The sequence below is a fragment of the Promicromonospora xylanilytica genome (genome assembly GCF_054782895.1).
The window spans coordinates 212,296-236,000 of sequence record NZ_BAAGRP010000074.1 but is presented as its reverse complement, the minus strand read 5'-3'; the positions used below and the strand labels follow the sequence as shown (position 1 = coordinate 236,000).

Here is a 23,705-nt window from a genome sequence, read left to right as displayed (position 1 = left end):
AGAGTGGCGCGTGCCCCCGATGGTGTCAAGACGAGCCCGGCCTGGCGTGCCGGGCCGACGGATCACGCGGGTGAACTGTCGGCACGGCACGCCAGGGCAGGTCTCAGGCCCGCGTGAAGCGCAGGGTCCGGACCTCGAACGGGCTCAGGTCGACCACGACACCGGCGGGCGTCACCTCGACGCCGCCGCCCGCGAGATCGTCCTCGATCAGGCTCACGGTGCGCGCGCCGGCCACGTCCGCAGCCACCGTGACGGTGCCCGTCGCGCGGCGCCCCAGTGCCTCGTAGACCCGCACCACGAGGTCGCCCGACCGGTCGTCGGCGAGCTTGACGGCCGACAGGGTCACCCCGCCCGAGACGCTGACCAGCGGCTCGACCCCGGAAGCGCCGCGCAGCTCGCGCGGCCGCGCACCGAACGTCGCTCCCGCCTCGGTCGCCGCGGCGGTGTCGACGCCCACGACCAGGCCGTAACGGTGGGTCTGGATGCCCTGGTCCGTCTCCGGGTCGGGGAAGCGTGGCGCGCGCAGGAGCGACAGGCGCACGGTGGTCGTCACCTCGGGCGCGCCCGGCGCCGGCGCCACACCGTCGTCGGACACCTCACGGGTCACGTCGTACCCGTAGACCGAGTCGTTGACGAGCCCCACCCCGAAGCCGGGCTCCTCGGCGAGCACCCACTTGTGCATGGAGGTCTCGAACTTGGCCGACTCCCAGCTCGTGTTGGTGTGCGTGACCCGCCTGGTGAAGCCGAACTGGGTCTCCGCAGCCATGTGCTCGGCACGCACGTCGAGGGGGAACGCGACCTTGAGGAACTTCTCCGCCTCGTGCCAGTCGGTCCGCAGGGCGACCTCGAGCGTCCGGCTGCCGGGTGCGAGCGTGATCACCTGCTCCAGGCTGGAGTCGGAGAAGGTGCGGTGCACCGTCACCACGGCCACGCCGTCCTCCACGGCTGCGGTGACCTTGTCGGCGTCGCGCAGGTCCGTCACCGAGTTGCGGTAGAACCGGTCCACGTCCCAGGCGTCCCACTTGTTCGGGAAGTCCTGGTGCAGCTGCAGCACGTTCGCCTGCCGCCCGGGCGCCACCGCGTCCCGGCCCGTGGCCAGGTCGACCGCCGACGTGACGTGGCCCGCCGCGTCCAGCGTGACCCGCACGAGGTCGTTCGCCAGCACGTAGCCGCCGCCGGACGGCTCGGCGTCGGACAGCTCGGTCAGTGTGCTCGGTGCCGCCGTCGGCTCCGTCGCGGGGCGCACACCGAGGGCAGGGACGCCCGCCTGGGCGAACACCGCGGGGTTGGCCCGCAGCACGGTGTCGCCGTCGCCCACCAGGGCGCGCAGCGCACGCTCGATGATCTGCTGCGCACCGGCGGTGATCGCGGCGTGCTGCGCGACGGTCTCGCGGTGGACCCACGCGATCGACGTACCGGGAAGGATGTCGTGGAACTGGAGCAGCAGGACCTGCTGCCACAGGGCGTCCAGCTCGTCGTACGGGTAGTCGGCCCCCGTACGGGCCGACGCCGTCGCCGCCCACGCCTCGGCCTCGACCAGGAGCTGCTCGTTGCGCCGGTTGCCCTGCTTGGTCCTGTGCTGCGACGTCAGCGTTGCCCGGTGCAGCTCGAGGTAGAGCTCTCCCACCCAGACAGCGCTGTCACCATGCCCGGACGCGACCAGCTCCGTGCGCGCGCGCTCGAAGAACGCGTCCGGGTGCTCCCAGCGCACCTTCGCGCTGCCCTCGAGGTCGGCCAGGCGGTGGGCCTTGCCGGTCATCTCGCGCGTGGTACCGCCGCCGCCGTCGCCGAACCCCACGGGGGCTATCGAACCCGTGGCGTACCGCGACTCGCGGAACTGGTGGGCCGCCTTGGCGAGCTCCTCGCCCGAGAGCTGCGAGTTGTAGGTGTCCATCGGCGGGAAGTGCGTCAGGACCCGTGAGCCGTCGATGCCCTCCCACCAGAACGTGTGGTGCGGGAACCTGTTGACCTGGTTCCAGGAGATCTTCTGCGTGAAGAACCAGTCGAACCCCGCGCGCCGGACGAGCTGCGGCAGGGCGGGCGAGTAGCCGAACGAGTCAGGCAGCCACACCCCCTTGCTCCGGATGCCGAACTCACGCTCGAAGAACCGCTGCCCCTGCGAGAACTGGCGCACGAGCGCCTCTCCGGAAGGCATCACGGTGTCGGACTCGACCCACATGCCGCCCAGCGGCAGGAACCGGCCCTCGGCGACCGCCTCCTTGATCCGTGCCCACACCTCGGGGCGGTGCTCCTTGACCCACGCGTACTGCTGCGCGGACGACATGCCGTACACGAAGTCGTCGGTGCGGTCGATGAGGTCCGCCATGGACGACGTCGTGCGTGCGACCTTGCGGATCGTCTCGCGCACGGGCCACAGCCACGCCGAGTCGATGTGCGCGTGCCCAACGGCCGATATCTCGTGGGCGCTCGGCTCCGCCGGGCTGGCGAGCACGTCGGCGAGCGCCGCTCGGGCGGCGGCGGCCGTCTCCGGGATGCGCTGCAGGTCCAGCGCGTCGAGGGCGTCGTCGAGCGCCTGCAGGATCCGCATCCGACGCGGTCCCGTCGGCAGCTCCGCCTGGAGCTCGAGCAGCACCTCGACGTCGAGCGCGAGGTCGTGCACCTCCGCCTCGAAGATCGCCAGGTCCATGCGCCGTGTCGTGTACAGAGGGCGCGGCGACGACGTCCGGGTGTCGCCCTCCTGGGTCTGCTGGAACAGGTCGTGGCCGAGCAGCACCGGGTTGGACGCGCCCTCCAGGAACAGCTCGACCCGCTCGCCGCCGGTGGCGGCACCGGACACGGGAACGTACTGGTTGCGGGGGTTGATCGACTTCACCGGGGTGCCGTCAGGGCGGTAGACCAGCGCCTCCGACTGGAACCCCGGCATGCTCGCGTCGAAGCCCAGGTCGATGACCACCTCGACGGCCCGCCCTGCCCAGCCGGCGGGCACCGTGCCCGTCAGCCGGAACCAGGTGGTGCCCCACGCGCGGCCCCACGGCGTGCCGACCTCGTAGGGCTCCATGGCCAGGGCCAGGCCCTCCTGCGGGGAGACCGGCTCCCCCGGTAGCACGTGCCACTCGACGTCGAGCGGCTCGGACGTCCCGTGCACCGCCGGCCAGATGCGTTCCGTCAGCACGCGGCGCGCGCGTCCGGTGGTCAGTGTGATGTCGTCATGCATCGAAAGGGCCTCCCCTGTGTCACCGTTGAACGCACGCAGGCTACCTGCCCGGCGGGATGTTCACCCGCACCCTGCCGGGGATGGAAAGATGGTCTCCATGAGCTCCACCGATGAGACCCCTGCCGGCTTCGACGCTCCGGTAGGCACTGATCAGGCCACACGTGACATCGCCGAGGTCGCGGCCGTCGAGGTCATCACGACCGCCGCCGTGCACCTCATGAGCGCCGCCGCCGTGAAGTGCGGGCTGGCGGAGGGGGACGACGCCGAGGAGCTCAAGGACCTCGACGAGGCACGCAAGCTGATCACCGCGCTGGCCGCGCTGGTGGTCGCGAGCGCGCCGGACATCGGTAACCAGCACGCCCGTTCGCTGCGCGACGGCCTGCGCAGCCTCCAGCTCGCGTTCCGGGAGGCGTCGGTGATCCCCGACGCTCCGGGCGAGGGGCCGGGCGAGAAGTACACGGGTTCCGTCGTCTGATGACCGAGGCACCCGCCGTAGCGGCGCCCGGTCCCGCCCCGGCACCGGGTCGGCGCCGTGGCCGTGGCTCTCGTGTGCTCGCCGTCCTGCTCGTCGCGACGATCGCCGTCGGTGCCTACCTGTGGGTGACCACGGTGCGCTGGCAGCGCAGCTCTGCCGAGTGGGAGGAGAAGGCGCACGAGCACGCCGAGGAGGTGGCCTCGCTGCGGATGCAGCTCGACGGCGCCAACAACGAGCTGCAGGCCGCCCGCGACCAGCTGTCCACCGCGACGGCGCGCATCACGGACCTGGCGAACGAGAAGGCCCAGCTCGGCGACGAGAACGTGGCGTCGCAGCAGTACCTCGACTACCAGACGCAGGTCAGCGGGGCAGCGGCCACGGTGGCATCGGCGCTCGGGCAGTGCGTGTCGGGCCAGGAGCAGCTGGTCGGCTACCTGAAGGACGCCGACCAGTACGAGGCGGCGGACCTGCGCCGCTACGAACGGCAGGTCAACGCGCTGTGCGAGGACGCGGAACGCGCCAACGAGTCGCTGCAGCAGGAGCTGCGCCAGTGACGTCGCGAGCCCGCACGCGCGCGGGCCGCGCTCTCGTCGTGGTCCTGCTGGCCGGGTCGCTGGGCGGTTGCGGTGTGCTGCCGCCCCTGCCCGAGCCGGTACCGAGCGACATCGTGCCGTCCACGCCGGTGGACCTCTCCCCCGCGGCCGGCGGCGACGCCCTGAGCCCCGACGGGTTCGACGCCGTGGAGCGGATGGCGGTCCGCATCCGCAACGTGGGCTGCGAGAAGCTGTCGACGGGCTCGGGCTTCGCGGTCGACGACCACACGCTGATCACCAACAAGCATGTCGTCGCGGACTCGAAGGAGCTCGAGGTCAGCACCTATGACGGGCACGACATCACGGTGGGCGCCACCGCGACGGCGGGCCTCGCGGACCTGGCCGTCGTCCGGACGACGGACCCGCTGCCGTCGTTCCCCGAGCTGGCAAAGTCGGACCCGAGGCCGGGCGACCCCGTCACCGTGGTGGGCTACCCGGCGGGTGGTGAGCTCACCGTGACGGAGGGCGAGGTCATGGGCACCACACGGGACCCGCTGAACGCGAACCTCGGCGAGGTGCTGCTCACGGACGCCCCGGTCGAGCCCGGCTCGTCCGGGTCGGCGGCGCTGGACGACAAGGGGCGGGTGATCGGCGTGGTCTACGCGAAGACCGCCGACGACAACAGCCTGCTCGTGCCGCTGTCGACGCTGCAGGACATGCTCGCCGACGACACGGCGTTCACGCCGGCCAAGGGGTGTTGAGGGCGCCCGAGCAGGGACTGCTCAGCGCGCCGCGCCGATGCGCAGCTCCAGCGAGTCCACCCGTGCCGAGATCACCTGTGACGTCGCGAGCCGTGCGTTGACCTGGCCCAGCACGGCGTCGAGCCCTGCCCGGTCCAGCCCTGGGTCCAGGGCGAGCACCACCGCGACCTCCGCCGTGCGGCCGGGTTCGGCGTGCGCCCGCACCACGTGCTGCACGGGCGCCGCGGCGACCGCGACCTCTGCCGCGATCTCCGGGTCCACGACGAGCCCGTCCTCGTGCGGCACGAGCGCCGGGCGCCACTCCTCGCCCTGCGCGAGCGCCCAGACCGCGGGCCGCGGGACGAGGGCCGTCGCCGGTCCGGCGGGGTCCACGACGATGAGCGCCCAGTTCTCGTTGACCGCCGAGAGGGCTGCCCGCGTCGCCTCGACCGGTACGGGTCGCGCGTCGGACCGCCAGGTCTGCATGGCCGCCACCGACGTGAAGACCGGTAGCGCGCGGCGGCCGTCCGGTGCCTCCAGCGCCACGACGCCGGACGACGCCTCCTTGTCGACGGTCAGCCCGTCCGGGTTCTGCTCCGCGACACCGAGCTCGGCAAGGACCGGCACGAGCACCCTGGTCTCGGCCAGGCGCGCCACGACGTCGCGCAGCGGGACGGCGCCGGTCGTGTGACCCGCCAGCAGCCGGGTCAGCTCGGGGTCGGCTGAGCCGTCGTCGTCGGCGAACTGGCTGGACGGCTGGATGGACTTCACTTGGCGGCCTCGTCGCCCGCGCGGCCCGCGACGTCGAGCGCCTCGGGCAGCGTGAACGCGCCCGCGTAGAGCGCCTTGCCCACCACGGCGCCCTCGATGGTCCCGAGCGCGCGCAGCGCGGCCAGGTCGTCGAGCGAGGAGATGCCGCCCGAGGCGACGACGTGCGCGGAGGTGCGCGCGGCGACGTCGGACAGCAGGTCGACGTTGGGGCCGCGCAGCGTGCCGTCCTTGGTCACGTCGGTGACCACGTAGCGGGCGCAGCCCGCCTCGTCGAGGCGTCCGAGGACCTCCCAGAGGTCGCCGCCCTCCTTGGTCCAGCCGCGGGCGGCGAGCGTGGTGCCGCGCACGTCGAGACCGACGGCGACCCGGTCGCCGTGCTCGGCGATGACCTTGGCCGTCCAGGCCGGGTCCTCGAGCGCGGCGGTGCCCAGGTTCACGCGGCGCGCGCCGGTCGCGAGGGCACGCGCCAGGGACTCGTCGTCGCGGATGCCCCCCGAGAGCTCGACCTGCACGTCCAGCTCACCGACGACGCGCGCCAGCAGCTCGGCGTTGGAGCCGCGCCCGAAGGCGGCGTCCAGGTCGACGAGGTGGACCCACTCGGCTCCGCCGGACTGCCAGTCGAGGGCTGCCGTGAGCGGGTCGCCGTACGAGGTCTCGGAGCCGGCCTCCCCCTGGACGAGGCGGACGGCCTGGCCGTCGGCGACGTCGACGGCGGGCAGCAGCACAAGTCGCTCGGTCATGTCTCTCCAAGTTTCATCAGTTGAGTGCGGGATATTCGCCCTGTTCACGCCGCGAGAAGGGCGAATATCCCGCACTCAACGGGCGGGCAGGGCGGGTGGGGTCAGGCGAGGGAGCGGAGCCAGTTCTCCAGGAGGTGGGACCCCGCGTCGCCCGACTTCTCCGGGTGGAACTGCGTGGCGGTCAGCGGGCCGTCCTCGACGGCCGCGACGAAACGGCCACCGTGGTCGGCCCAGGTGACCCTCGGCGGCGAGAAGACCGGCACGGCGTTCTCGTCGTACCCCTTGGTGAACGTCTGGGCGGCGTACGAGTGCACGAAGTAGAACCGCTCGTCGGCGATCCCCTCGAAGAGGGTCGACCCGTCGGGCGCCTCGACCGGGGACCAGCCCATGTGCGGCACGACGGGAGCCTGCAGGCGCTCGACGACACCGGGCCACTCGCCGATGCCCTCGGCGCGCTCGCCGTGCTCCACCCCGGCGTCGAACATGACCTGCATGCCCACACAGATGCCGAGGACCGGACGGTTGCCGGCGAGCCTCCGGCCCACGACCTCGTGCCCACGGACAGCCTTGAGGCCCGCCATGCACGCGGCGAACGCGCCGACGCCGGGCACCACGAGGCCGTCGGCCTCCTGCGCGGTGGTTCGGTCGGCGGTCAGCGTCACGGAGGCGCCCACCCGCTCGAGCGACCGGACGGCCGACCGGACGTTGCCGAAGCCGTAGTCGAGGACGACGACGCTCGCGCCCACGCTCACGCCCCGTCCGTGCTGTCCGGGCCCGGCTCGCCCTTGCTCATGCCCTTGCGTGCCTTGCGCGCTGCGGACGTCAGCATCCGCACCGCCTTGAACTTGCTGATCGACGTCGAGCGCACGACGCCGTCGAGGTCGGCCACGCCGGTGGCCCCCGTCAGCAGGTCGACGACGTCCTCGGGGGCGCCGCCCAGCACGAGGCCGGGGGCGAGCTCGTCGCCCCGGACGCCGTCGGCGAACCGCACCGCCGTCAGCTGCTCGCCCGTGCGCGTCACCAGGACGAGCGGGACACCCCGTACCAGCTGCGAGACGGCCGCGGCGGCCTGCTCGGGCGCGTCGCCCGAGAGGTCCCTGAGCACGCCGACGGCGCCGACGGGGGTGGGCACCGCGTCGAGGTCGAGCTGCGCGAGCGAGCTGGCCGCCGCGAGCGGCTCGGCGCCGGCGATCTGGGTGATGAGCGCGGCGAACTCCGGCTCGCCGCTGCCGGTCAGGGACGACAGGTCGTCCGGGATCTCGAGGTCGCCGAGATCGAGGTCGGGCAGGTCGTCGCCGGTCGGCGTGTTGCTGGACCCGTCGTTGTCGGGCTTGGGGCTTTCGGACATGGCGGCTAGAGCGCACCCTTCGTGGACGGGATGCCGTCGACCCGGGGGTCGATGGCGACGGCGGCGCGCAGCGCACGCGCCAGCGCCTTGAACTGAGCTTCGACGATGTGGTGCGGGTCCCTGCCCGCGAGCACCCGGACGTGCAGGCAGATGCCCGCGTGGTGGGCGATCGACTCCAGGACGTGCCGCGTCAGCGACCCCGTGAAGTGCCCGCCGATGAGGTGGTACTCCTGCCCGGCGGGCTCGCCGTCGTGCACGAGGTACGGCCTGCCCGACACATCGACGACCGCCTGGGCGAGCGCCTCGTCGAGCGGCACGAGCGCGTCGCCGAACCGGGAGATGCCCGCCTTGTCGCCGAGCGCCTGGCGCAGGGCCTCTCCGATGCTGATGGCCACGTCCTCGACGGTGTGGTGGGCGTCGATGTGCGTGTCGCCGGACGCCCGCACGGTGAGGTCGATCAGCGAGTGCTTGCCGAGCGCGGTGAGCATGTGGTCGTAGAACGGCACCCCCGTGCCGATCTCGGTCCGACCCGTGCCGTCGAGATCGAGCTCGACCAGCACCTTCGACTCGGACGTGGCGCGCTCGACGCGTCCTGTCCTGCTCATGGCTGTTCCTCTCCCTGCGTCTGCAGGACCTCGGTGAGCGCCGCGCGGAACGCGGCCATCTCTGCGGGGGTGCCGATCGACACCCGCAGCCAGCCCTCGGGGCCGGTCTCGCGGATCAGGACTCCGCGGTCCAGGAGACCCTGCCACACCGCGTGCCGATCGTTGAACCTGCCGAACAGCACGAAGTTGGCGTCCGTGTCGGCCACCTCGAACCGGCGACCGTCCGGGAGCCGCTGCTCGCGCAGCCAGGCGACGCAGTCGTCGCGCTCGGCGCGCAGCGTGGCGACCTGGGCCATGAGGGAGTCCCGGTGCCGCAGCGCGGCGCCCGCCGCGGCCTGCGTGATGGCGCTCAGGTGGTACGGCAGCCGCACGATCCGCAGCGCGTCGACGAAGTCGGTCGACGCCACCAGGTAGCCCACCCGGGCTCCGGCCGCGGCGAACGCCTTGGACATCGTGCGGGAGACCGCGAGGTGGGGGTACCGCTCCAGGAGGGCCACCGCGGACGGCGTGCCCGGACGACGGAACTCCGCGTACGCCTCGTCGATCACGACGACGGGGTGCGCCCCGTCGATGTCCACGCCGAGCGCCGCCTCGCAGACCGCCTCGACCGTGGCCGCCGGCAGGGCGGTACCCGTCGGGTTGTTGGGGCTGGCCAGCAGGATCACCGACGGCTGCACCCGGCGGATCGTCTCGGCGGCGTGGCCGGGGTCGAGCGTGAAGTCGTCCTCGCGGCGGCCGACCACCCAGCTCGTGTGCGTGTCGCGCGCGTACTCCGGGTACATCGAGTACGTCGGCGCGAACGACAGGGCCGTGCGACCAGGACCGCCGAAGGCCTGCAGCACGTGCAGCATCACCTCGTTGGACCCGTTCGCCGCCCAGACGTCGAACCGCTCCGACTCCGCGAGCCGGGAGACGCCGGTCTCCACCGCGAGGTAGTCCGCCAGGTCCCGCCGCAGGTCGGTCGCGTCACGGTCCGGGTAGCGGTTCATCCCGCGGGCGGCACGCGCCACCTCCTGCGCGATGGTCGCCACCACCTCCTCCGCGGGCGGGTACGGGTTCTCGTTCACGTTCAGCAGCACCGGGACGTCGAGCTGGGGCGCGCCATAGGGCTTCTCGTCCGCCAGCTCGGGGCGCAACGGCAGCCGCACCGAGGGCGCGGGGGCGCTGTCCTCCGCGCTGTGCTGGTCGACGGCGTGGGTCATCACCGGACCAGTCTACGAACCGTGCGGCACCGACCCGGTGTGAGTCCGCCCACCGGGCGGGTGGTGCCGGTCACCGGACAGGTGGGACCGGTCACCGGACACCCAGCACGAACGGGTACACGGCACCGGCGCCGGCCTGGCGCAGCAGCCGAGCGGCGACCGTGAGCGTCCAGCCGGAGTCGGTGTAGTCGTCCACCAGCAGGACGGCGCGGCCCGGCAGGCCCCGGAGCGCCGGCTCGCCGAGCTGCAGCTGCAACCGGCGCGTCACCCCGGCGAGCCGCATGGCCGAGTTCACGTCGTGCCTGCCCGGCTCCACCGCGACCGGACCGATCGCGCCGATCATCGGCACACCGAGGTACTTCGCCAGGCCGGTGGCCAGGTGGTACGACAGCTGCGGCCGCTTGATCGACCGGACCGCCACGACGGCCTCGACCACGAGCGGGCCCGGCTCCGCAGCGCCGACGCCCGGCTCGCCCTCGTCGGTCTCGACCTCTGCGGGCGCGACGGGCGGGCGGAGCGCGCTCCACTCGTCCAGCACCCGCGCGGCGGCCCGGCGCAGCGGCACCGGGAGCTCACCGTCGCTCGCCGTCGGGGCGAGCAGGTCACGCAGGGGCCCGGACCAGCCGAGACCGTCGAGCCGGGCGACGGCCCGTCCCGGTTCGGCCAGCTCGGCGGGCGGGATCTTGCCCTTCAGGTCCAGGCCGATGGATGCCAGACCGGTCGGCCACATCTTGCGGGTCTCGACCTCGACGCCTGGGCGGTCCATCTCGGCGCGGGCCGCGGCCACCGCCTCGGCGTCGGGCGCCTCGGGCAGATCCATCGCACCGCACCGGTCACAGCGCCCGCACTGCCAGCCGGGCGTCAGCTCCGGGTCGTCGAGCTGGGCACGCAGATACGCCATGCGGCAGCCCTGGGTGCCCACGTAGTCCACCATCGCCTGCTGCTCCGCCGCACGGTTGGCGGCGACCCTGGCATACCGTTCCGCGTCGTACGACCACGCCTGGCCCGTGGACTCCCACCCGCCGCGCACCCGGCGGACGGCCCCGTCGACATCGAGCACCTTGAGCATGGTCTCCAGGCGCGACCTGCGCAGGTCCACCTGTGTCTCGAGCACCGCCGTGGACATGGTGCCACCGCTGCCCAGGGCGTCGAGCGTGGCCCGGACCTGACCCTCCGCGGGGAACGCCTGCTCGCCGAACCAGTCCCAGATCGCCTTGTCCTCGACGCCCGGGAGCAGCACCACCAGCGCCTGGTCGACGCCACGGCCGGCACGGCCCACCTGCTGGTAGTACGCGATCGGGGACGAGGGAGCGCCCAGGTGCACGACGAACGCCAGGTCGGGCTTGTCGAAGCCCATGCCCAGCGCCGATGTCGCGACCAGCGCCTTGACCTCGTTGTTCTTGAGGTCGGCCTCCAGCTGCTCGCGCTGCGCGGGCTCCGTGCGGCCGGTGTACGCGGCGACCCCGAGACCGTAGCCGCGCAGCTGCTCGGCGACCTGCTCCGCCGCCGACACCGTGAGGCAGTAGACGATGCCGGAGCCCTCGATGTCCTGCAGGGCCTCGGCCAGCCACGCCACGCGCGTGGGCTGGTCGCCGAGCTCCAGCACGGCCAGGTGCAGCGACTCGCGGTCGAGCCCGCCGCGCAGCACCAGCACATCCTCCTCGCTCGCGCCGTCCGCGTGCACGGCGAGCTGCTCCGCCACGTCCTGCGTGACGCGCTCGTTCGCGGTCGCCGTCGTGGCGAGCACGGGGATCCCCGTGGGCAGGTCGGCCAGGAGCGTGCGGATCCGACGGTAGTCGGGGCGGAAGTCGTGGCCCCAGTCGGAGATGCAGTGCGCCTCGTCGATGACCACGAGCCCGGCGTCGGCGGCCAGGCGCGGGAGCACCTCGTCCCGGAACCCGGGGTTGTTCAGGCGCTCCGGCGAGCACAGCAGCACGTCGACCTCGCCGCGCGCGATCGACGCGTGCACCTCGTCCCACTCGGTCATGTTGGCCGAGTTGATGGTCACCGCGCGGATGCCCGCACGCGCGGCCGCCGCGATCTGGTCGCGCATGAGCGCCAGCAGCGGCGACACGATGACCGTGGGGCCGGCACCGCGAGCGCGCAGGAGCCTGGTCGCGACGAAGTACACGGCCGACTTGCCCCACCCCGTGCGCTGCACCACCAGTGCCCGCCGGTGGAACGCGGCCAGCGCCTCGATAGCCGTCCACTGGTCGTCGCGCAGCCGCGCGTCGTCGCGGCCCACGAGCTCACGGAGCGCGGACTCCGCCTCCTCGCGCAGGGACGTCCCGGGTGCGGCCGCGACCGGGACGGGCGCCGGCCCGGGCTCCAGGTACTCCTCGTCCGCGGGTTCGTCCGCGGGTTCGTCCGCGGGTTCGTGCACGGATTCGGACGCGGGTTCCGCCGGGGAGGGTGCCGGGCGCCGAGGGGCCGCTGCGGCCTCAGCCGCGGCGGCCTCCGCACGATCGCCCATCAGGCCGCGCAGCATCTCCAGCTTGGCCGCCTGCGCCTCCGGCGAGTTCCGTGCGGACGGCGGGAGCGCCGGATCGCCGACCTCGATCAGGAACGCGGCGTCATCGGGTGGCTCCTCCACGTTGAAGGGCAGATCTGCGAAGGGGTCCTTGGTCACGTGTCGATCCTAGGAGGAGCCACCCACACCGCCAGCGCGTTATCCACAGATCACGCCGCGAGGTCTCTACGATCCTGCGCGTGAACTCGCTGACGAACGAGCGGTCGGCGCGGCGGGTCATGAGTACACCGGGGACCGACCTCGCCCCCGGCAGCACGTCCGGCCGTGCGGGCTGACGGCGTGCGGTCACCCGTTCTCGACGGCGTCGGCAGCCACCGCGCCGCGTGACGCGCCCTTTCTGTCCGGCGCGGCGAGCGACGCGAGCAGCGCGAGCCGCTCCCCGCTCGGCGAGTCCTCCGCCGCGTGCAGCAGCACGAGCATCTGCCGGTCGGTCCCGCCGATCGAGAGCTTCTCCAGGTCCAGCTCCAGCTCCCCGACCTGTGGGTGCAGGATCCGGGTCCGGTGCGGCGTCCCGAGGCTCACGTCGTGCCGTGCCCACAGCGTGCGGAAGCGCTCCGAGGCGAGCGAGAGCTCCCCGACGAGCCGCTCGGCCCGCTCGTCGTCGTTGTCGGTGCCGACCGCCTCGCGGAACCTGGCCACGAACTTCGGCTCCAGGTCGGGCCAGTCCGGGTGCAGCGCCTGCTCCTCGGGGTCGAGGAACAGGTCCCTGAGCCGGTTGTGCCCCACCCGGAGGTTGGGCGAGAGCGCCTGGGACGTCCGGTTCGCCGCGAGCACGTCGAAGTACCGGCCCTCCACGTATGCGGGGATGTTCAGCCGGTCCAGGAGCCGGAGCGTCCCCGCCGGGACGACCTCGCGGCGCGCCCTGCTGCGGCGTCGCCGTGGCGCGGGCGCCACGAGGCCGAGCAGGTGCCTGGTGGCCGGCTCGTCGAGCAGGAGCACGCGGGCGAGGGACTCGAGGACCTGGGGCGACGGGTTCCGGTCCCTGCCCTGTTCCAGCCGCAGGTAGTAGTCGGCGCTGATGCCTGCGAGCAGCGCGACCTCCTCACGGCGCAGGCCGGCCACCCGGCGCACACCGCCCGCCGGCAGTCCGACGTCCGCGGGCCGTACCAGCTCGCGGCGTGCCCTGAGGTACTCCCCCAGCGGGGTCTCGCTGCTCATCTCCTCACCGTAGGCCGCGCCGCGCCCGGCTGCCTGGTCCTCCTGCCCCCAGGATCGTCCGGGCACTGCCTGTGGGCGGCCGACCGCGTGAACGTGGAGCCATGACCACACAGACACTCCCCGGCGGCGCCTTCACGCTCGCCGACGACCTGACCGTCTCCCGCATGGGCTACGGCGCCATGCAGCTCGCTGGCCCTGGCGTCCTGGGCCCGCCCGCGGACCGCGCCGGCGCCGTCGCCGTGCTCCGCGAGGCCGTGGCGCTCGGCGTGAACCACGTCGACACCGCCGACTTCTACGGACCGTACGTCACCAACGAGATCATCCGTGAGGCCCTGCACCCCTACCCGGGCCTGCACGTCGTCACGAAGGTGGGCGCGGTGCGCGACGCCGAGGGCGGCTGGGTGCTCGAGCGTGAGCCGGGCACGCTCCGGCGGCAGGTCGAGCAGAATCTCGAGCACCTCGGGCTGGACCGGCTCGACGTCGTCAACCTGCGCGTCGGCGCCGTGGAACGGCCGGAGCCCGGATCCATCGCCCGGTCGTTCACCGCGCTCGCCGAGCTGCAGGCCGAGGGTCTGATCACCCACCTCGGCGTCAGCACGGTGCTGCCGGAGCAGGTCACCGAGGCGCGGTCGATCGCCCCGGTCGTGTGCGTCCAGAACTACTACAACCTGGCCCATCGTGACGACGACGCCCTGATCGACACGCTCGCCGCGCAGGGCATCGCCTATGTCCCGTACTTCCCGCTCGGCGGCTTCTCCCCGTTGCAGTCGGTGGAGCTGAGCGCCGTGGCCGACCGGCTGGGCAGCACCCCCGCCGCCGTCGCCCAGGCGTGGCTGCTGCAGCGCTCGCCGAACATCCTGCTGATCCCCGGCACGTCGTCGGTGGCGCACCTGCGCGAGAACGTCGCGGCGGCCGACCTGGTGCTGCCGGACGACGAGATCGCGGTGCTCGACTCCATCGCCTGAGGCCACCGGCGTCGGAGCGCCTGTCCGGAGCGGGATGCTCCGGACAGGCGCTCTGCCGTGCAGGTGCGCGCTCGTCCGGCCCGTCAGCGGCCCTGGAGCGCCCGCACGTTGTCGCCGAAGGTCCAGCCGCGCGACCCGTCCCAGTTGATGGACCAGGTCATCAGGCCCTTGAGCGCCCCGTCGTACGAGCCGTACGCCTGCGAGACGAGCGACGGCTCCATGTACCCGCCGCCGGCGCCCTGCTGGGCGGGCAGCCCGGGCACCTGCTTCTCGTAGGGCACCCGGATCGTGGTGCCCTGGATGACGAGCCCGTCGTCCAGGCAGTCGGTCTGCGCCCGGAAGCCTTCGACGGTGCCCGCCGCGTATGAGTTGCCGGAGCAGTCGTACATGCTGCCGTTGTAGTACTGCATGTTGAGCCACCACAGCCGGCCGTTGTCCGCGTACTTCTTGATGATGGGCAGGTACGAGCCCCAGATCGAGCCGTAGACGACGCTGCCTCCGGTCACGTAGGCCGTCTCGGGCGCCATCGTCAGGCCGAACCCGTCCGGCATCCCGGCGAGCACCCCGTCGATGATCCGCATCAGGTTGGCCTGCGACGTCGAGAGCTCGGTGATCGAGCCGCTGCCGGTCAGGCCCGTCTCGATGTCGATGTCGATGCCGTCGAAGTTGTGCTCCCGCAGGATCGGCACGATCGTCTCGACGAACCGGTCCGCCACGGCCTGGGAGGAGAGGTCGATCCCCGCGGTGGCCCCGCCGATCGACATCAGGATGGTCAGACCGCTCTCCTTCGCCGCGCACATCTCCTCGGGCGACGGCACCTGCACGCCGGAGTCCATGCCGTCCTCCCACAGGACCGTGCCGTCCGACCGGATGACGGGGAACGCCAGGGTCGCCACGTTGTACCCGTGCTGGGTGATGCGCGAGTCCGTGACCGGGATCCAGCCCATCCCGGGGTGCACCCCGTTGCTCGCGCCGTCCCAGTTCTCCCAGTAGCCCTGCAGCACCTTGCCCGACGGGCGCGGCCGCTGGCTGCAGTCGGTCGGCGTGGGCTCGGGGTCGGGCGTCGGGTCGGTGGGGTCCGGGTCCGGCGTCGGGTCCGTGGGGTCCGGGTCCGGCTCGGTGGCGCACGCGCCGTCGTCCGACCACAGGCTCGGCGTGGCGCCGGGTGTCCAGCCGGCGCCCACGTGCGCGGTGTGCCCGACGAGGGCGGTGTAGCCGCGGCCCAGGTGGGTCACGTGGTCGCCGGTGGCATAGGTGCTGCCCTCCGCCCACGTCGCTGCGGCGCAGTCGGCGGCGGCCGCCTGGGCCGCCGGCCCCGGGTACGCGACGACGGCGGGGATCGCCAGTCCTGTGACGAGCAGGGCGGCGACTCCCGCCGCCAGGAACGAGGTACGCCGTCTCATGGCCACTCCTTTGGGCACGGGCATTTGTCAGGAACGCTAGCCAAATACCGTGCGCCGGGGAATACGGGGAACCCACACCGGGTCCGCCGGGCGACGCGAGGACGGCCGGCGGACCGACCTAGACTCACGTCGTGATCCGACTGAACCCCGAGCAGCTCGTGTTCGTCACCGAGCGCCACCTCGCGACCCTCACCACGCTGCGCCCCGACGGGAGCCCGCACGTGGTCCCTGTCGCCTTCACGTGGGACCCCGAGGCAGGAGTCGCGCGGATCACGACGAACCGCACGTCGTACAAGGCGCGCAACGTCGCTCCCCTGGCCGACGGCGGTGCGCCGCGCGCCGCGCTCTGCCAGGTCTCCGGTGGTCGCTGGATCACGCTCGAGGGCACCATCGCCGTCAGCTCGGACGAGGCGGAGATCGCCGACGCCGTCGCGCGGTACGCGCGCCGCTACCGTCATCTGGAGCCCAACCCGGAGCGGGTGGTGCTGCGCGTGACGGTCGACAAGGTGATGGCCTCGACCTACATGGCGTCCTGACGTCCGCCCGCCGGAGAGACTCGGATCAGCCCACCTGGGCCGACAGCTCGCCCGCGGGAACGGAGACGCTCACCACGTCACCACGGACCAGCTGACGGCCGCGGCGCTGCTCGACCTCGCCGTTGACGCGCACCTCGCCGTCGGCGATGAGGTCGCGGGCCTGCACACCGTCCTCGGCCAGGTCGGCGAGCTTCAGGAACTGGCCCAGCCGGATGACGTCGTCACGGATCGGGACCTGGGGAACGGAGTCGGGTTCGAAGGCAGAGTTGGACACCACACCATTGTCCACCGCCTCGCGCCATAGACTGGCAGGGTGATCCAACGTATCGACCTGCGCGGCCAGTCCCTCGGGCGCCGCGCTCTCCTGGACGTCCTGCCCCGCGCCGAGGTCGGAGTGGACGAGGCCGTCCATGTGGTCGAGCCGCTGCTGCGCCAGGTCCGTGAGGGCGGCGCGGCGGCGCTGCGCGAGATCGCGTTGCGGCTGGACGGGGTCGCCCCCGAGCACCTGAGGGTCCCCGCCGCCGCGCTGACCGACGCCCTGGCCGGCCTCACGCCGCTGGTCCGCCGCGGGCTCGAGGAGTCGATCCGCCGGGTCCGCCGGGTGCACGCCGAACAGCTCCCCGCCGACCACGTGACGGACCTCGCGCCGGGCGCCGTCGTGCGACAGCGCTGGATCCCCGTCCAGCGCGTCGGCCTGTACGCGCCCGGCGGGCTGGCGGTGTACCCGTCGTCCGTGGTGATGAACGTCGTCGCGGCGCAGGAGGCGGGTGTGCCCGGCCTCGCCGTGGCGTCGCCGCCGCAGAAGGACAACGGCGGGCTGCCGCACCCGACCATCCTCGCGGCGTGCGCACTGCTCGGGGTGGACGAGGTCTACGCGGTGGGCGGCGCGCAGGCCGTCGCGATGTTCGCCTACGGCGCGGCGGGCAGCCAGGAGCAGGACGGCGGGACGCTGTGCGAGCCGGTCGACGTGATCACCGGCCCCGGCAACGTGTACGTCGCCGCCGCGAAGCGGCTGGTGCGCGGCATCGTCGGGATCGACGCCGAGGCGGGCCCCACCGAGATCGCGGTCCTCGCCGACGCGACCGCCGACGCCGGGCACGTGGCCCTCGACCTCATCAGCCAGGCCGAGCACGACCCGATGGCGGCGTCCGTGCTGGTGACCGACTCCGTCGAGCTGGCGTCCGCGGTCGAGGCCAGGGTGCAGGACCTCGCGTCCGCCACCAAGCACTCCACGCGCGTGGCGCGTGCCCTGGACGGCCCCCAGTCCGCGATCGTCCTGGTGGACGACGTCGACGCGGGCGTGGCGGTCGTCAACGCCTACGGCGCCGAGCACCTCGAGGTCCAGACGGCCGACGCCGGCCGGGTCGCCTCGCGCGTGCACAGCGCGGGCGCGATCTTCGTCGGACCGTGGTCGCCGGTGTCCCTGGGCGACTACATGGCCGGGTCCAACCACGTGCTGCCGACCGGGGGCACCGCGCACTTCGCCAGCGGCCTCGGCGTGCACGCCTTCCTCAAGTCGGTGCAGCAGGTCGAGTACACGCGGGACGCCCTCGAGGAGCTCGCGGACCGCATCGTCGCCGTGGCCAACGACGAGGACCTGCCGGCGCACGGCGAGGCCGTCCGGGGCCGCTTCCACTAGCCACGCCCTCTCCTGGCTCGCGGTGTCGGATCCGGGACCGGGTGAATCCTGTGCGGAATCATTGACACAGCCTCCTGACCTGCGAAGGAATAGCGAGCACCTGCTCGAGCTCGTTCCATCGCTGCCGTACTGAGGGAGCCGTAGATGTCTCACCGGTCCAGAACGTCCATGCTCGTCATAGCGGCCGTCACGGCGTTAGCGGCAGTAGCCGCGCCGGCGGCCGTCGCCGTACCCGCCGCCCCACCCGCGGCGGACAAGGCCGATCCGCGGGACGCTCTCGCCGAGAACCTCGTCCCGGCCGAGACCACGCCGCAGCCCGGCGTCGAGCGCACGCCGGACATGCAGAAGCTGTCGCTCGGCCGTGGGAAGGCGGAACGGACCTACCTGATCCGGCTGTCCGACGCCGCGGTGCCCACCTACGACGGCGGCGTCGACGGCCTGGACGCGACCGCGCCGCGGTCCGGCCGGACGCTGGACCCGTCGGCTCCGCGCGTACGTGAGTACACCGAGTTCCTCGAGGCGGAGCAGGGCGACTTCGTCACCCGCATGGAGCGCGCGGTCGGGCACGACGTCGAGGTGCCGTTCACGTACCAGTACGCCGTCAACGGCGTCTCGGCCGTGCTCACCCCGGCGGAGGCCGCCGAGGTGGCCAAGGACCCGGCCGTCGAGCACATCGCGCTGGACCGCGAGCACGAGCTGCACACCGACTCCGGCCCCGCCTGGAGCAACGCGGACGCGCTGTGGAACGCCGTCGAGGAGCTCGGCCTGCCGGAGGACTACCAGGGCGAGGGTGTCGTCATCGGCACCATCGACACCGGGATCCACCCGAGCAGCCCGTCGTTCGCCGAGACCGGCTCCGACGGCTACACGCACACCAACCCGCTCGGCGCCGGCAACTACCTCGGCGCGTGCGACCCGGCCAACACGGACCAGTACGACCCGGACTTCCCGTGCAACGGCAAGCTGATCGGCGCCTACGGGTTCCTGACCGCCGAGGACCGCAGCGCCCTGGACGAGGACGGGCACGGCTCGCACACGGCCTCGACGTCGGGCGGCAACGTCGTCGACGACGTGATCCCGACCGCACCCGAGGGCACCAACCCGCCGACGTTCGACGTCTCCGGCGTGGCCCCGCACGCGAACGTGATCAGCTACCGCGGCTGCTGCACCACCGCGGGCCTGACCGCCTCGATCGACCAGGCCATCGCCGACGGCGTCGACGTCATCAACTACTCGATCGGCTCGTCCGCGCCGTCGGACCTGTGGAACGACTTCGACGCGCTCGGGTTCCTCAACGCCCGCGCGGCGGGCATCTTCGTGGCGACCTCGAACGGCAACGACGGCCCCGGTTTCGCCACCACCGGCTCCCCCGCCGACGCGCCCTGGCTCACGTCGGTCGGTGCCTCGACGCACAGCCGGCACGCGTTCAACACCCTCACCGGGCTGACCAGCAGCGCGGGCGAGCTCGGCGACCTCACCGGCAAGTCCCTGACCGGCCCTCTGCCCGCCACCGCGATCGTCTACGCGGGCTCGGTCGACGACCCCCAGTGCCTCACCACGTCAGGCAACGAGGCGGAGTTCGCCGACAAGATCGTGCTCTGCGACCGCGGCGGCAACGGCCGCGTCGAGAAGTCGCAGAACGTCGCCGCGCAGGGCGCCGCGGGCTTCGTCCTGACGAACGACGAGGTCAACGGAGACTCCGTGCTCGGCGACGCGTTCGCCGTACCGGGCGTGTTCCTCGGGTACGACGACGGCGAGACGCTCAAGACCTGGCTGGCCGAGGGGTCCGGGCACACCGCCGCGATCTCCGGCACCACGTTCACGCAGGACGACGCCCTCGGCGACACGATGTCCAGCTTCTCCTCGCGCGGCCCCAACCGGGCCGTCGACACGATCGTGCCGTCCATCACCGCCCCCGGCGTCGACATCCTCGCCGCGTACGGCGTGGCCGACGGCGCGTACGACCACGTCGAGTACGGCATCATCTCGGGCACGTCGATGTCCAGCCCGCACGTGGCCGGCGCCGGAGCCCTGCTCACGCAGGCCCGCCCCGACTGGACCCCCGCGCAGCAGCAGTCGGCGCTCATGACCACGGCGCGCACCAGCGTGGTGGACTTCGACGGCTCCCCCGCCACCCCGTACGAGCAGGGCAGCGGCCACATGGACATCGGGCTCGCCGCGCAGGCAGGCCTGCTGTTCGACGAGACCCACGCCAACTACCTGGCGGCGGACCCCGAGGCGGGCGGCGACCCCAAGACGCTCAACCTGCCCTCCTTCGCCGACTCGCAGTGCCTGGCCACGTGCTCGTGGGAGCGCACGGCGCAGGTCCCGCCGTCCGCCCCGGCGGACGTCACGTGGACTGCTTCGGTGGCCTCCGACGAGGGCCTGACGGTGTCGGTGGACGTACCCGCGACCGCCGTGTCGCCAGGTGACTCGCTCGACATCGCCGTCACCGCCGACGTGGTGGGTGCACCGGAGGGCGAGACGCTGTTCGGGCGCATCACGCTCACGCCGAGCAACCCGGACGTCCCCGTCGTGACCCTGCCGGTCGCCGTCGTCCCGGCCGTCGCGATCCTGCCCGCCGAGGTGGAGATCACCACCCGTCGCGACGCGGGCTCGCAGGCCGTGACCGGCATCAGCTCCGTCGAGGTCACCGACTTCACCGGCTCGGTGCGCGGTCTGAGCGCTGCCGACCTCCACGAGGGCTCGCTCAGCCAGGACCCGACCAACGACACGCCGTACGACGACCTGGGTCAGGTCCAGGTCACCACGCTGGAGGTGCCCGACGGCGCGGCGCGGCTCGTGGCCGAGATCACCGAGGCCGAGGCGGCGGACCTCGACCTGTTCGTGGGCACGGGCGACACACCGAGCGCCGAGACCGAGGTGTGCGCCTCCACGTCGTCCGGCTCCGCCGAGGCCTGCGACGTCGCCGACCCGGAGGCCGGGACGTGGTGGGTCCTGATCCAGAGCTGGGCCGGCAGCGAGAACCAGCCGGACGAGCACGTGCTCGCCACCGCCGTCGTCCCGTCCGAGGACCTCGGCAATGCGGGCGTGGCCGGGCCGGAGGGCTCCGTGCCCGCCGGCGAGCCGTACGACGTGCGCGTGCACTGGGACCTGCCCGGTGCCACCGAGGGTGACCTGTTCTTCGGCACCGCGGTGCTGGGCACCTCGCCGGAGAACCCGGACGGCATCGGGGAGATCCCCGTCCGTCTGTCCCGCGTGGGCGACGACGTGACCAAGACCGCGTCGACGGATACCGCCGGGATCGGCGACACCATCGGGTACGACCTCACGGTCGCGCCCAACGTGACCCCGGAGGATCTCACCTACACGATCACCGACACGGTGCCCGACGGGCTGAGCATCGACCCGGAGTCGGTGACCGGCGGTGGCGTGGTCGACGGCCAGACCATCACGTGGGAGGTCGACATGCCCACGCCGGTTGGCGTGGCGGGTGCCTACGAGGCGTCGACCCCGGAGACGGACCCGCAGTGCGCCGCCTGGTCCGGGTTCCTCGACCTGGGCGGGGCCGGCGTCGGGTTCAGCTCGCTCGACGGCGACAGCGCGGCCGTCAACGCGTTCCCGAACATCGGCCCGTTCCCGCACTACGCCGAGCAGTCGCCGCACCTCACCGTGTCGGACGACGGCCTGATCACCGTCGCCGGTGGGTACGCCGGAACGCCGTGGGAGCCCCAGCAGCTGCCGGCCAAGGCCGAGCCGAACGGCGTGATCGCGCCGCTCTGGTCCGACCTGGAGCTTTCGCTGGCCAACGACCGCGGTGTACGGCTGGCCACCTCCGGTGGCGAGGTCGCCGTGGTCCAGTGGGACGACCCGTTCGAGTTCGGTGGTGACCCGACCGACCTCTCCAACTCCGTCGGCACGTTCCAGGCGTGGATCTACAACTCCGTGGCGGACGACCGGCCGGAGATCACCTTCGAGTACGGGGACGTCGGCGCGCTGCCCGCGTCGGCCACCATCGGGATCGAGAACCTCGCGGGCACCCTCGGCACCGCCGTGGTGAACGCGAGCGACCCGGCATCCGCCCTGACCGACGGCAGCAGCGTCTGCCTCGACTACGCCGGGCCGAGCATCGACCCCGTCGAGCTCTCGTACGACGTCACGGTGGATCAGGACGCCACCACCGGCACGTACACCAACTCGGCCGAGCACGTCACGTCCGACCCGTACGCCGTACCGGTCGTCGCGTCGGCCGATGTCGCCGTGACCGGCGTGGCGGCGCCCGCCTGGGAGGCACGCACCACCTACCGGGCCGGTGACTCGGTCTCGTACGACGGCGCGGTCTTCGTGGCTCAGTGGTGGACCAAGGGCGACCGGCCCGGAGCCTCGCCGTGGGGCCCGTGGGCCGAGGTCGGCGCCGAGGTCGTCTGCGAGTCGGACACCCACCTGGCGTGGACCGACTCGTGGATCTACACGGGTGGCGAGACGGTGGCGCACGACGGCCGCCTCTGGGAGGCGCAGTGGTGGACCCGCAACCAGGAGCCGGGCGCACCGTGGGGCCCCTGGCAGGACGCGGGAGCCTGCTGACCTGACGGCCCACAAGGAGGGCGCCTGCCCGGAGCCCGGCAGGCGCCCTCCTTCCACCCACCTCTGGGGGACCCGTGAACGACCGAGTCACCGCGCGTGGGCTCACGGTGGCCCTCTGGGCCGTCACGGCAGGGACGATCGCCACCGCGCTCGTACTCGCGGCCGTCGACCGGCTCCTGCTCGCGTCGGCCGTGTGCTTCCTCGGCTGCCTTCCGATCGCCCTCATCGCCTGGGGGCTGGAACGTCGGACGCCACCACGCGGCAGCGCCGAGAGGCGTGCCACGGGGTTGCGGCTGGGGTCCAGGACCGCTGCTCTCGGCGGGGCCGCGACAACGGTCGGAGGTGCCCTGCTGATCGTCGCGCCCCGTTCCGTCGGATACGTCCCGGAACTCCTGTTGTCGGTCGGTGGGGCGCTGCTGCTCGGCGGGGTCAGCGCCCTTCAGCACGTGCGCTCGCACGACGGGTCCACAGCCTCGCACGACGGGTCCACCGCTTCGAGCAGCGGCGCCGGGCAGGCGAGCGCTGCGCGGGCCGGGCGCGGCGCCGCATTCCTGCTCGTCCGGAGGAACCGCTACATGGTCGCGCTGTGGGTTGCCGCCGTGAGCGCGATCGCCTGGGGGCCGGCACTCTTCAGCGAGGTCCCCCGACCACTCGTCGGAGCCTTGGTGCTGCTCCTCGGAGGGCTGCCTCTGGCGGCACTCGCGCTCACCGCCCGGCGAGCACGGGATCAGGAGAGCGCCACCTGACGAGAACAGCCGGACGTCAGCGCGCCGAGCTCGCGAGCCCGTTCTGGTAGGCCCAGATCACCACCTGGACCCGGTCCCGCAGACCGAGCTTGGCCGAGCTGCCGCCCGGGGTGTGTCGGTGTGCCGCCACGTGTGGTGGACGGTGACGAGGGCGGCGAGCAGGCTCACGGCACGAGCTGCGGCCCCTGGCCAGTCCACGCTGGCGAAGTCTCCCGCCGGTATACCGGTCGCCCAAAAGAACGCCCGGAACGCGTCGAGGACGACACCGCCGGACCCGCCCAGGAAGAAGATTGCGGCCGCCCACCCGAGGACCGTTCGCGCGCGGCCCCGCGGAGCGAGAGAGGCGGCGATCAGGAGCCCGACGGCGACGAACGTGACCCAGGGCGGCGGGAAGATCAGCGCATACTCCTCGGTGGGGCCGAGCAGGAGCGCCGTGCTGGAGGCCACGACGGCGAGGGCCGCCGTGGCCGTCACGGCGGCGCCGGTGCGCCGCCGTCGCGCTGCCGAGGGTGCGGAGATCGTCGATGTCGATGCCATCGCTCCAGCGTCGTGCGGCGGGGTCACGGCCCACATCCGCCGGAGGTCGCGCGGTGC

At 72.9% G+C, this 23,705-nt stretch carries 20 protein-coding genes; 8 read left to right on the top strand and 12 right to left on the bottom strand.

Translation table 11 applies throughout. The annotated features are described in order from the left end of the window. Positions 1 to 103: 103 nt before the first annotated feature. Positions 104 to 3,175 carry an alpha-mannosidase gene (locus ACYVK7_RS23945; RefSeq protein ID WP_460890229.1) on the bottom strand — a complete coding sequence of 1,024 codons (3,072 nt, stop codon included), beginning with the start codon at positions 3,173 to 3,175 and terminating at the stop codon, positions 104 to 106. Positions 3,176 to 3,272: 97 nt separating this feature from the next. On the opposite strand from ACYVK7_RS23945, the gene ACYVK7_RS23940 reads away from it, so the two are divergent. The 3 genes from ACYVK7_RS23940 to ACYVK7_RS23930 are packed head-to-tail and all read left to right on the top strand — an operon-like array spanning position 3,273 to position 4,944. Beyond that, complete coding sequence (locus tag ACYVK7_RS23940; protein ID WP_460890228.1) at positions 3,273 to 3,650, top strand: DUF1844 domain-containing protein; 378 nt, start codon at positions 3,273 to 3,275, stop codon at positions 3,648 to 3,650. Continuing rightward, positions 3,650 to 4,204: a hypothetical protein gene (locus ACYVK7_RS23935; protein ID WP_460890227.1), complete on the top strand. Its 555-nt coding sequence runs from the start codon at positions 3,650 to 3,652 to the stop codon at positions 4,202 to 4,204. Before ACYVK7_RS23940 ends, ACYVK7_RS23935 begins: the two co-directional genes overlap by 1 nt. Then, positions 4,201 to 4,944: a S1C family serine protease gene (locus ACYVK7_RS23930; RefSeq protein ID WP_460890226.1), complete on the top strand. Its 744-nt coding sequence runs from the start codon at positions 4,201 to 4,203 to the stop codon at positions 4,942 to 4,944. Before ACYVK7_RS23935 ends, ACYVK7_RS23930 begins: the two co-directional genes overlap by 4 nt. Before the next feature lie 21 nt (positions 4,945 to 4,965). On the opposite strand, the gene ACYVK7_RS23925 is transcribed toward ACYVK7_RS23930, so the two are convergent. From ACYVK7_RS23925 to ACYVK7_RS23890, 8 genes are all read right to left on the bottom strand, one after another. Then, positions 4,966 to 5,694 (bottom strand): SseB family protein, encoded by a 729-nt coding sequence (locus ACYVK7_RS23925; RefSeq protein WP_460890225.1) that lies wholly within the window; start codon positions 5,692 to 5,694, stop codon positions 4,966 to 4,968. Continuing rightward, on the bottom strand, positions 5,691 to 6,434 hold the full coding sequence (gene priA / locus ACYVK7_RS23920) for a bifunctional 1-(5-phosphoribosyl)-5-((5-phosphoribosylamino)methylideneamino)imidazole-4-carboxamide isomerase/phosphoribosylanthranilate isomerase PriA (protein ID WP_460890224.1): 744 nt from the start codon (positions 6,432 to 6,434) through the stop codon (positions 5,691 to 5,693). Before priA ends, ACYVK7_RS23925 begins: the two co-directional genes overlap by 4 nt. Before the next feature lie 101 nt (positions 6,435 to 6,535). Next, the gene (hisH, locus tag ACYVK7_RS23915) at positions 6,536 to 7,180 is read right to left on the bottom strand and encodes an imidazole glycerol phosphate synthase subunit HisH (RefSeq protein WP_460890282.1); all 645 of its coding nucleotides are present in this window, start codon (positions 7,178 to 7,180) and stop codon (positions 6,536 to 6,538) included. A gap of 2 nt (positions 7,181 to 7,182) precedes the next feature. Then, entirely contained in the window at positions 7,183 to 7,782 is a 600-nt protein-coding gene (locus ACYVK7_RS23910) for a hypothetical protein (RefSeq protein ID WP_460890223.1), read from the bottom strand. Positions 7,783 to 7,787: 5 nt separating this feature from the next. After that, complete coding sequence (gene hisB / locus ACYVK7_RS23905) at positions 7,788 to 8,387, bottom strand: imidazoleglycerol-phosphate dehydratase HisB (protein ID WP_460890222.1); 600 nt, start codon at positions 8,385 to 8,387, stop codon at positions 7,788 to 7,790. Further along, entirely contained in the window at positions 8,384 to 9,589 is a 1,206-nt protein-coding gene (locus tag ACYVK7_RS23900; RefSeq protein ID WP_460890221.1) for a histidinol-phosphate transaminase, read from the bottom strand. The genes hisB and ACYVK7_RS23900 overlap by 4 nt, the downstream gene beginning before the upstream one ends. A gap of 91 nt (positions 9,590 to 9,680) precedes the next feature. Then, entirely contained in the window at positions 9,681 to 12,218 is a 2,538-nt protein-coding gene (locus ACYVK7_RS23895) for a RecQ family ATP-dependent DNA helicase (RefSeq protein WP_460890220.1), read from the bottom strand. Between the two features lie 186 nt (positions 12,219 to 12,404). After that, entirely contained in the window at positions 12,405 to 13,277 is an 873-nt protein-coding gene (locus tag ACYVK7_RS23890) for a helix-turn-helix transcriptional regulator (RefSeq protein ID WP_460890219.1), read from the bottom strand. A gap of 101 nt (positions 13,278 to 13,378) precedes the next feature. Here ACYVK7_RS23890 and ACYVK7_RS23885 point away from each other — a divergent pair, with 101 nt between their 5' ends. After that, positions 13,379 to 14,242 carry an oxidoreductase gene (locus ACYVK7_RS23885; RefSeq protein WP_460890218.1) on the top strand — a complete coding sequence of 288 codons (864 nt, stop codon included), beginning with the start codon at positions 13,379 to 13,381 and terminating at the stop codon, positions 14,240 to 14,242. Between the two features lie 83 nt (positions 14,243 to 14,325). Here ACYVK7_RS23885 and ACYVK7_RS23880 read toward each other — a convergent pair whose 3' ends face one another. Next, complete coding sequence (locus ACYVK7_RS23880) at positions 14,326 to 15,645, bottom strand: carbohydrate-binding protein (protein WP_460890217.1); 1,320 nt, start codon at positions 15,643 to 15,645, stop codon at positions 14,326 to 14,328. Between the two features lie 131 nt (positions 15,646 to 15,776). On the opposite strand from ACYVK7_RS23880, the gene ACYVK7_RS23875 reads away from it, so the two are divergent. Further along, positions 15,777 to 16,181 carry a pyridoxamine 5'-phosphate oxidase family protein gene (locus tag ACYVK7_RS23875; RefSeq protein WP_460890216.1) on the top strand — a complete coding sequence of 135 codons (405 nt, stop codon included), beginning with the start codon at positions 15,777 to 15,779 and terminating at the stop codon, positions 16,179 to 16,181. A 25-nt stretch (positions 16,182 to 16,206) separates the two neighbouring features. Here ACYVK7_RS23875 and ACYVK7_RS23870 read toward each other — a convergent pair whose 3' ends face one another. Continuing rightward, entirely contained in the window at positions 16,207 to 16,455 is a 249-nt protein-coding gene (locus ACYVK7_RS23870; protein WP_460890215.1) for an RNA-binding S4 domain-containing protein, read from the bottom strand. 39 nt (positions 16,456 to 16,494) lie between these two features. On the opposite strand from ACYVK7_RS23870, the gene hisD reads away from it, so the two are divergent. The 3 genes from hisD (at position 16,495) to ACYVK7_RS23855 (ending at position 23,111) form a co-directional block, all read left to right on the top strand. After that, positions 16,495 to 17,820 (top strand): histidinol dehydrogenase, encoded by a 1,326-nt coding sequence (gene hisD / locus ACYVK7_RS23865; RefSeq protein ID WP_460890214.1) that lies wholly within the window; start codon positions 16,495 to 16,497, stop codon positions 17,818 to 17,820. A gap of 168 nt (positions 17,821 to 17,988) precedes the next feature. Beyond that, entirely contained in the window at positions 17,989 to 22,365 is a 4,377-nt protein-coding gene (locus tag ACYVK7_RS23860; protein ID WP_460890213.1) for a S8 family serine peptidase, read from the top strand. 74 nt (positions 22,366 to 22,439) lie between these two features. Next, positions 22,440 to 23,111 carry a hypothetical protein gene (locus ACYVK7_RS23855; RefSeq protein WP_460890212.1) on the top strand — a complete coding sequence of 224 codons (672 nt, stop codon included), beginning with the start codon at positions 22,440 to 22,442 and terminating at the stop codon, positions 23,109 to 23,111. Between the two features lie 57 nt (positions 23,112 to 23,168). On the opposite strand, the gene ACYVK7_RS23850 is transcribed toward ACYVK7_RS23855, so the two are convergent. Continuing rightward, a complete protein-coding gene (locus ACYVK7_RS23850) occupies positions 23,169 to 23,648 on the bottom strand; it encodes a hypothetical protein (protein WP_460890211.1) in 480 nt (159 codons plus the stop codon). Positions 23,649 to 23,705 lie beyond the last annotated feature (57 nt).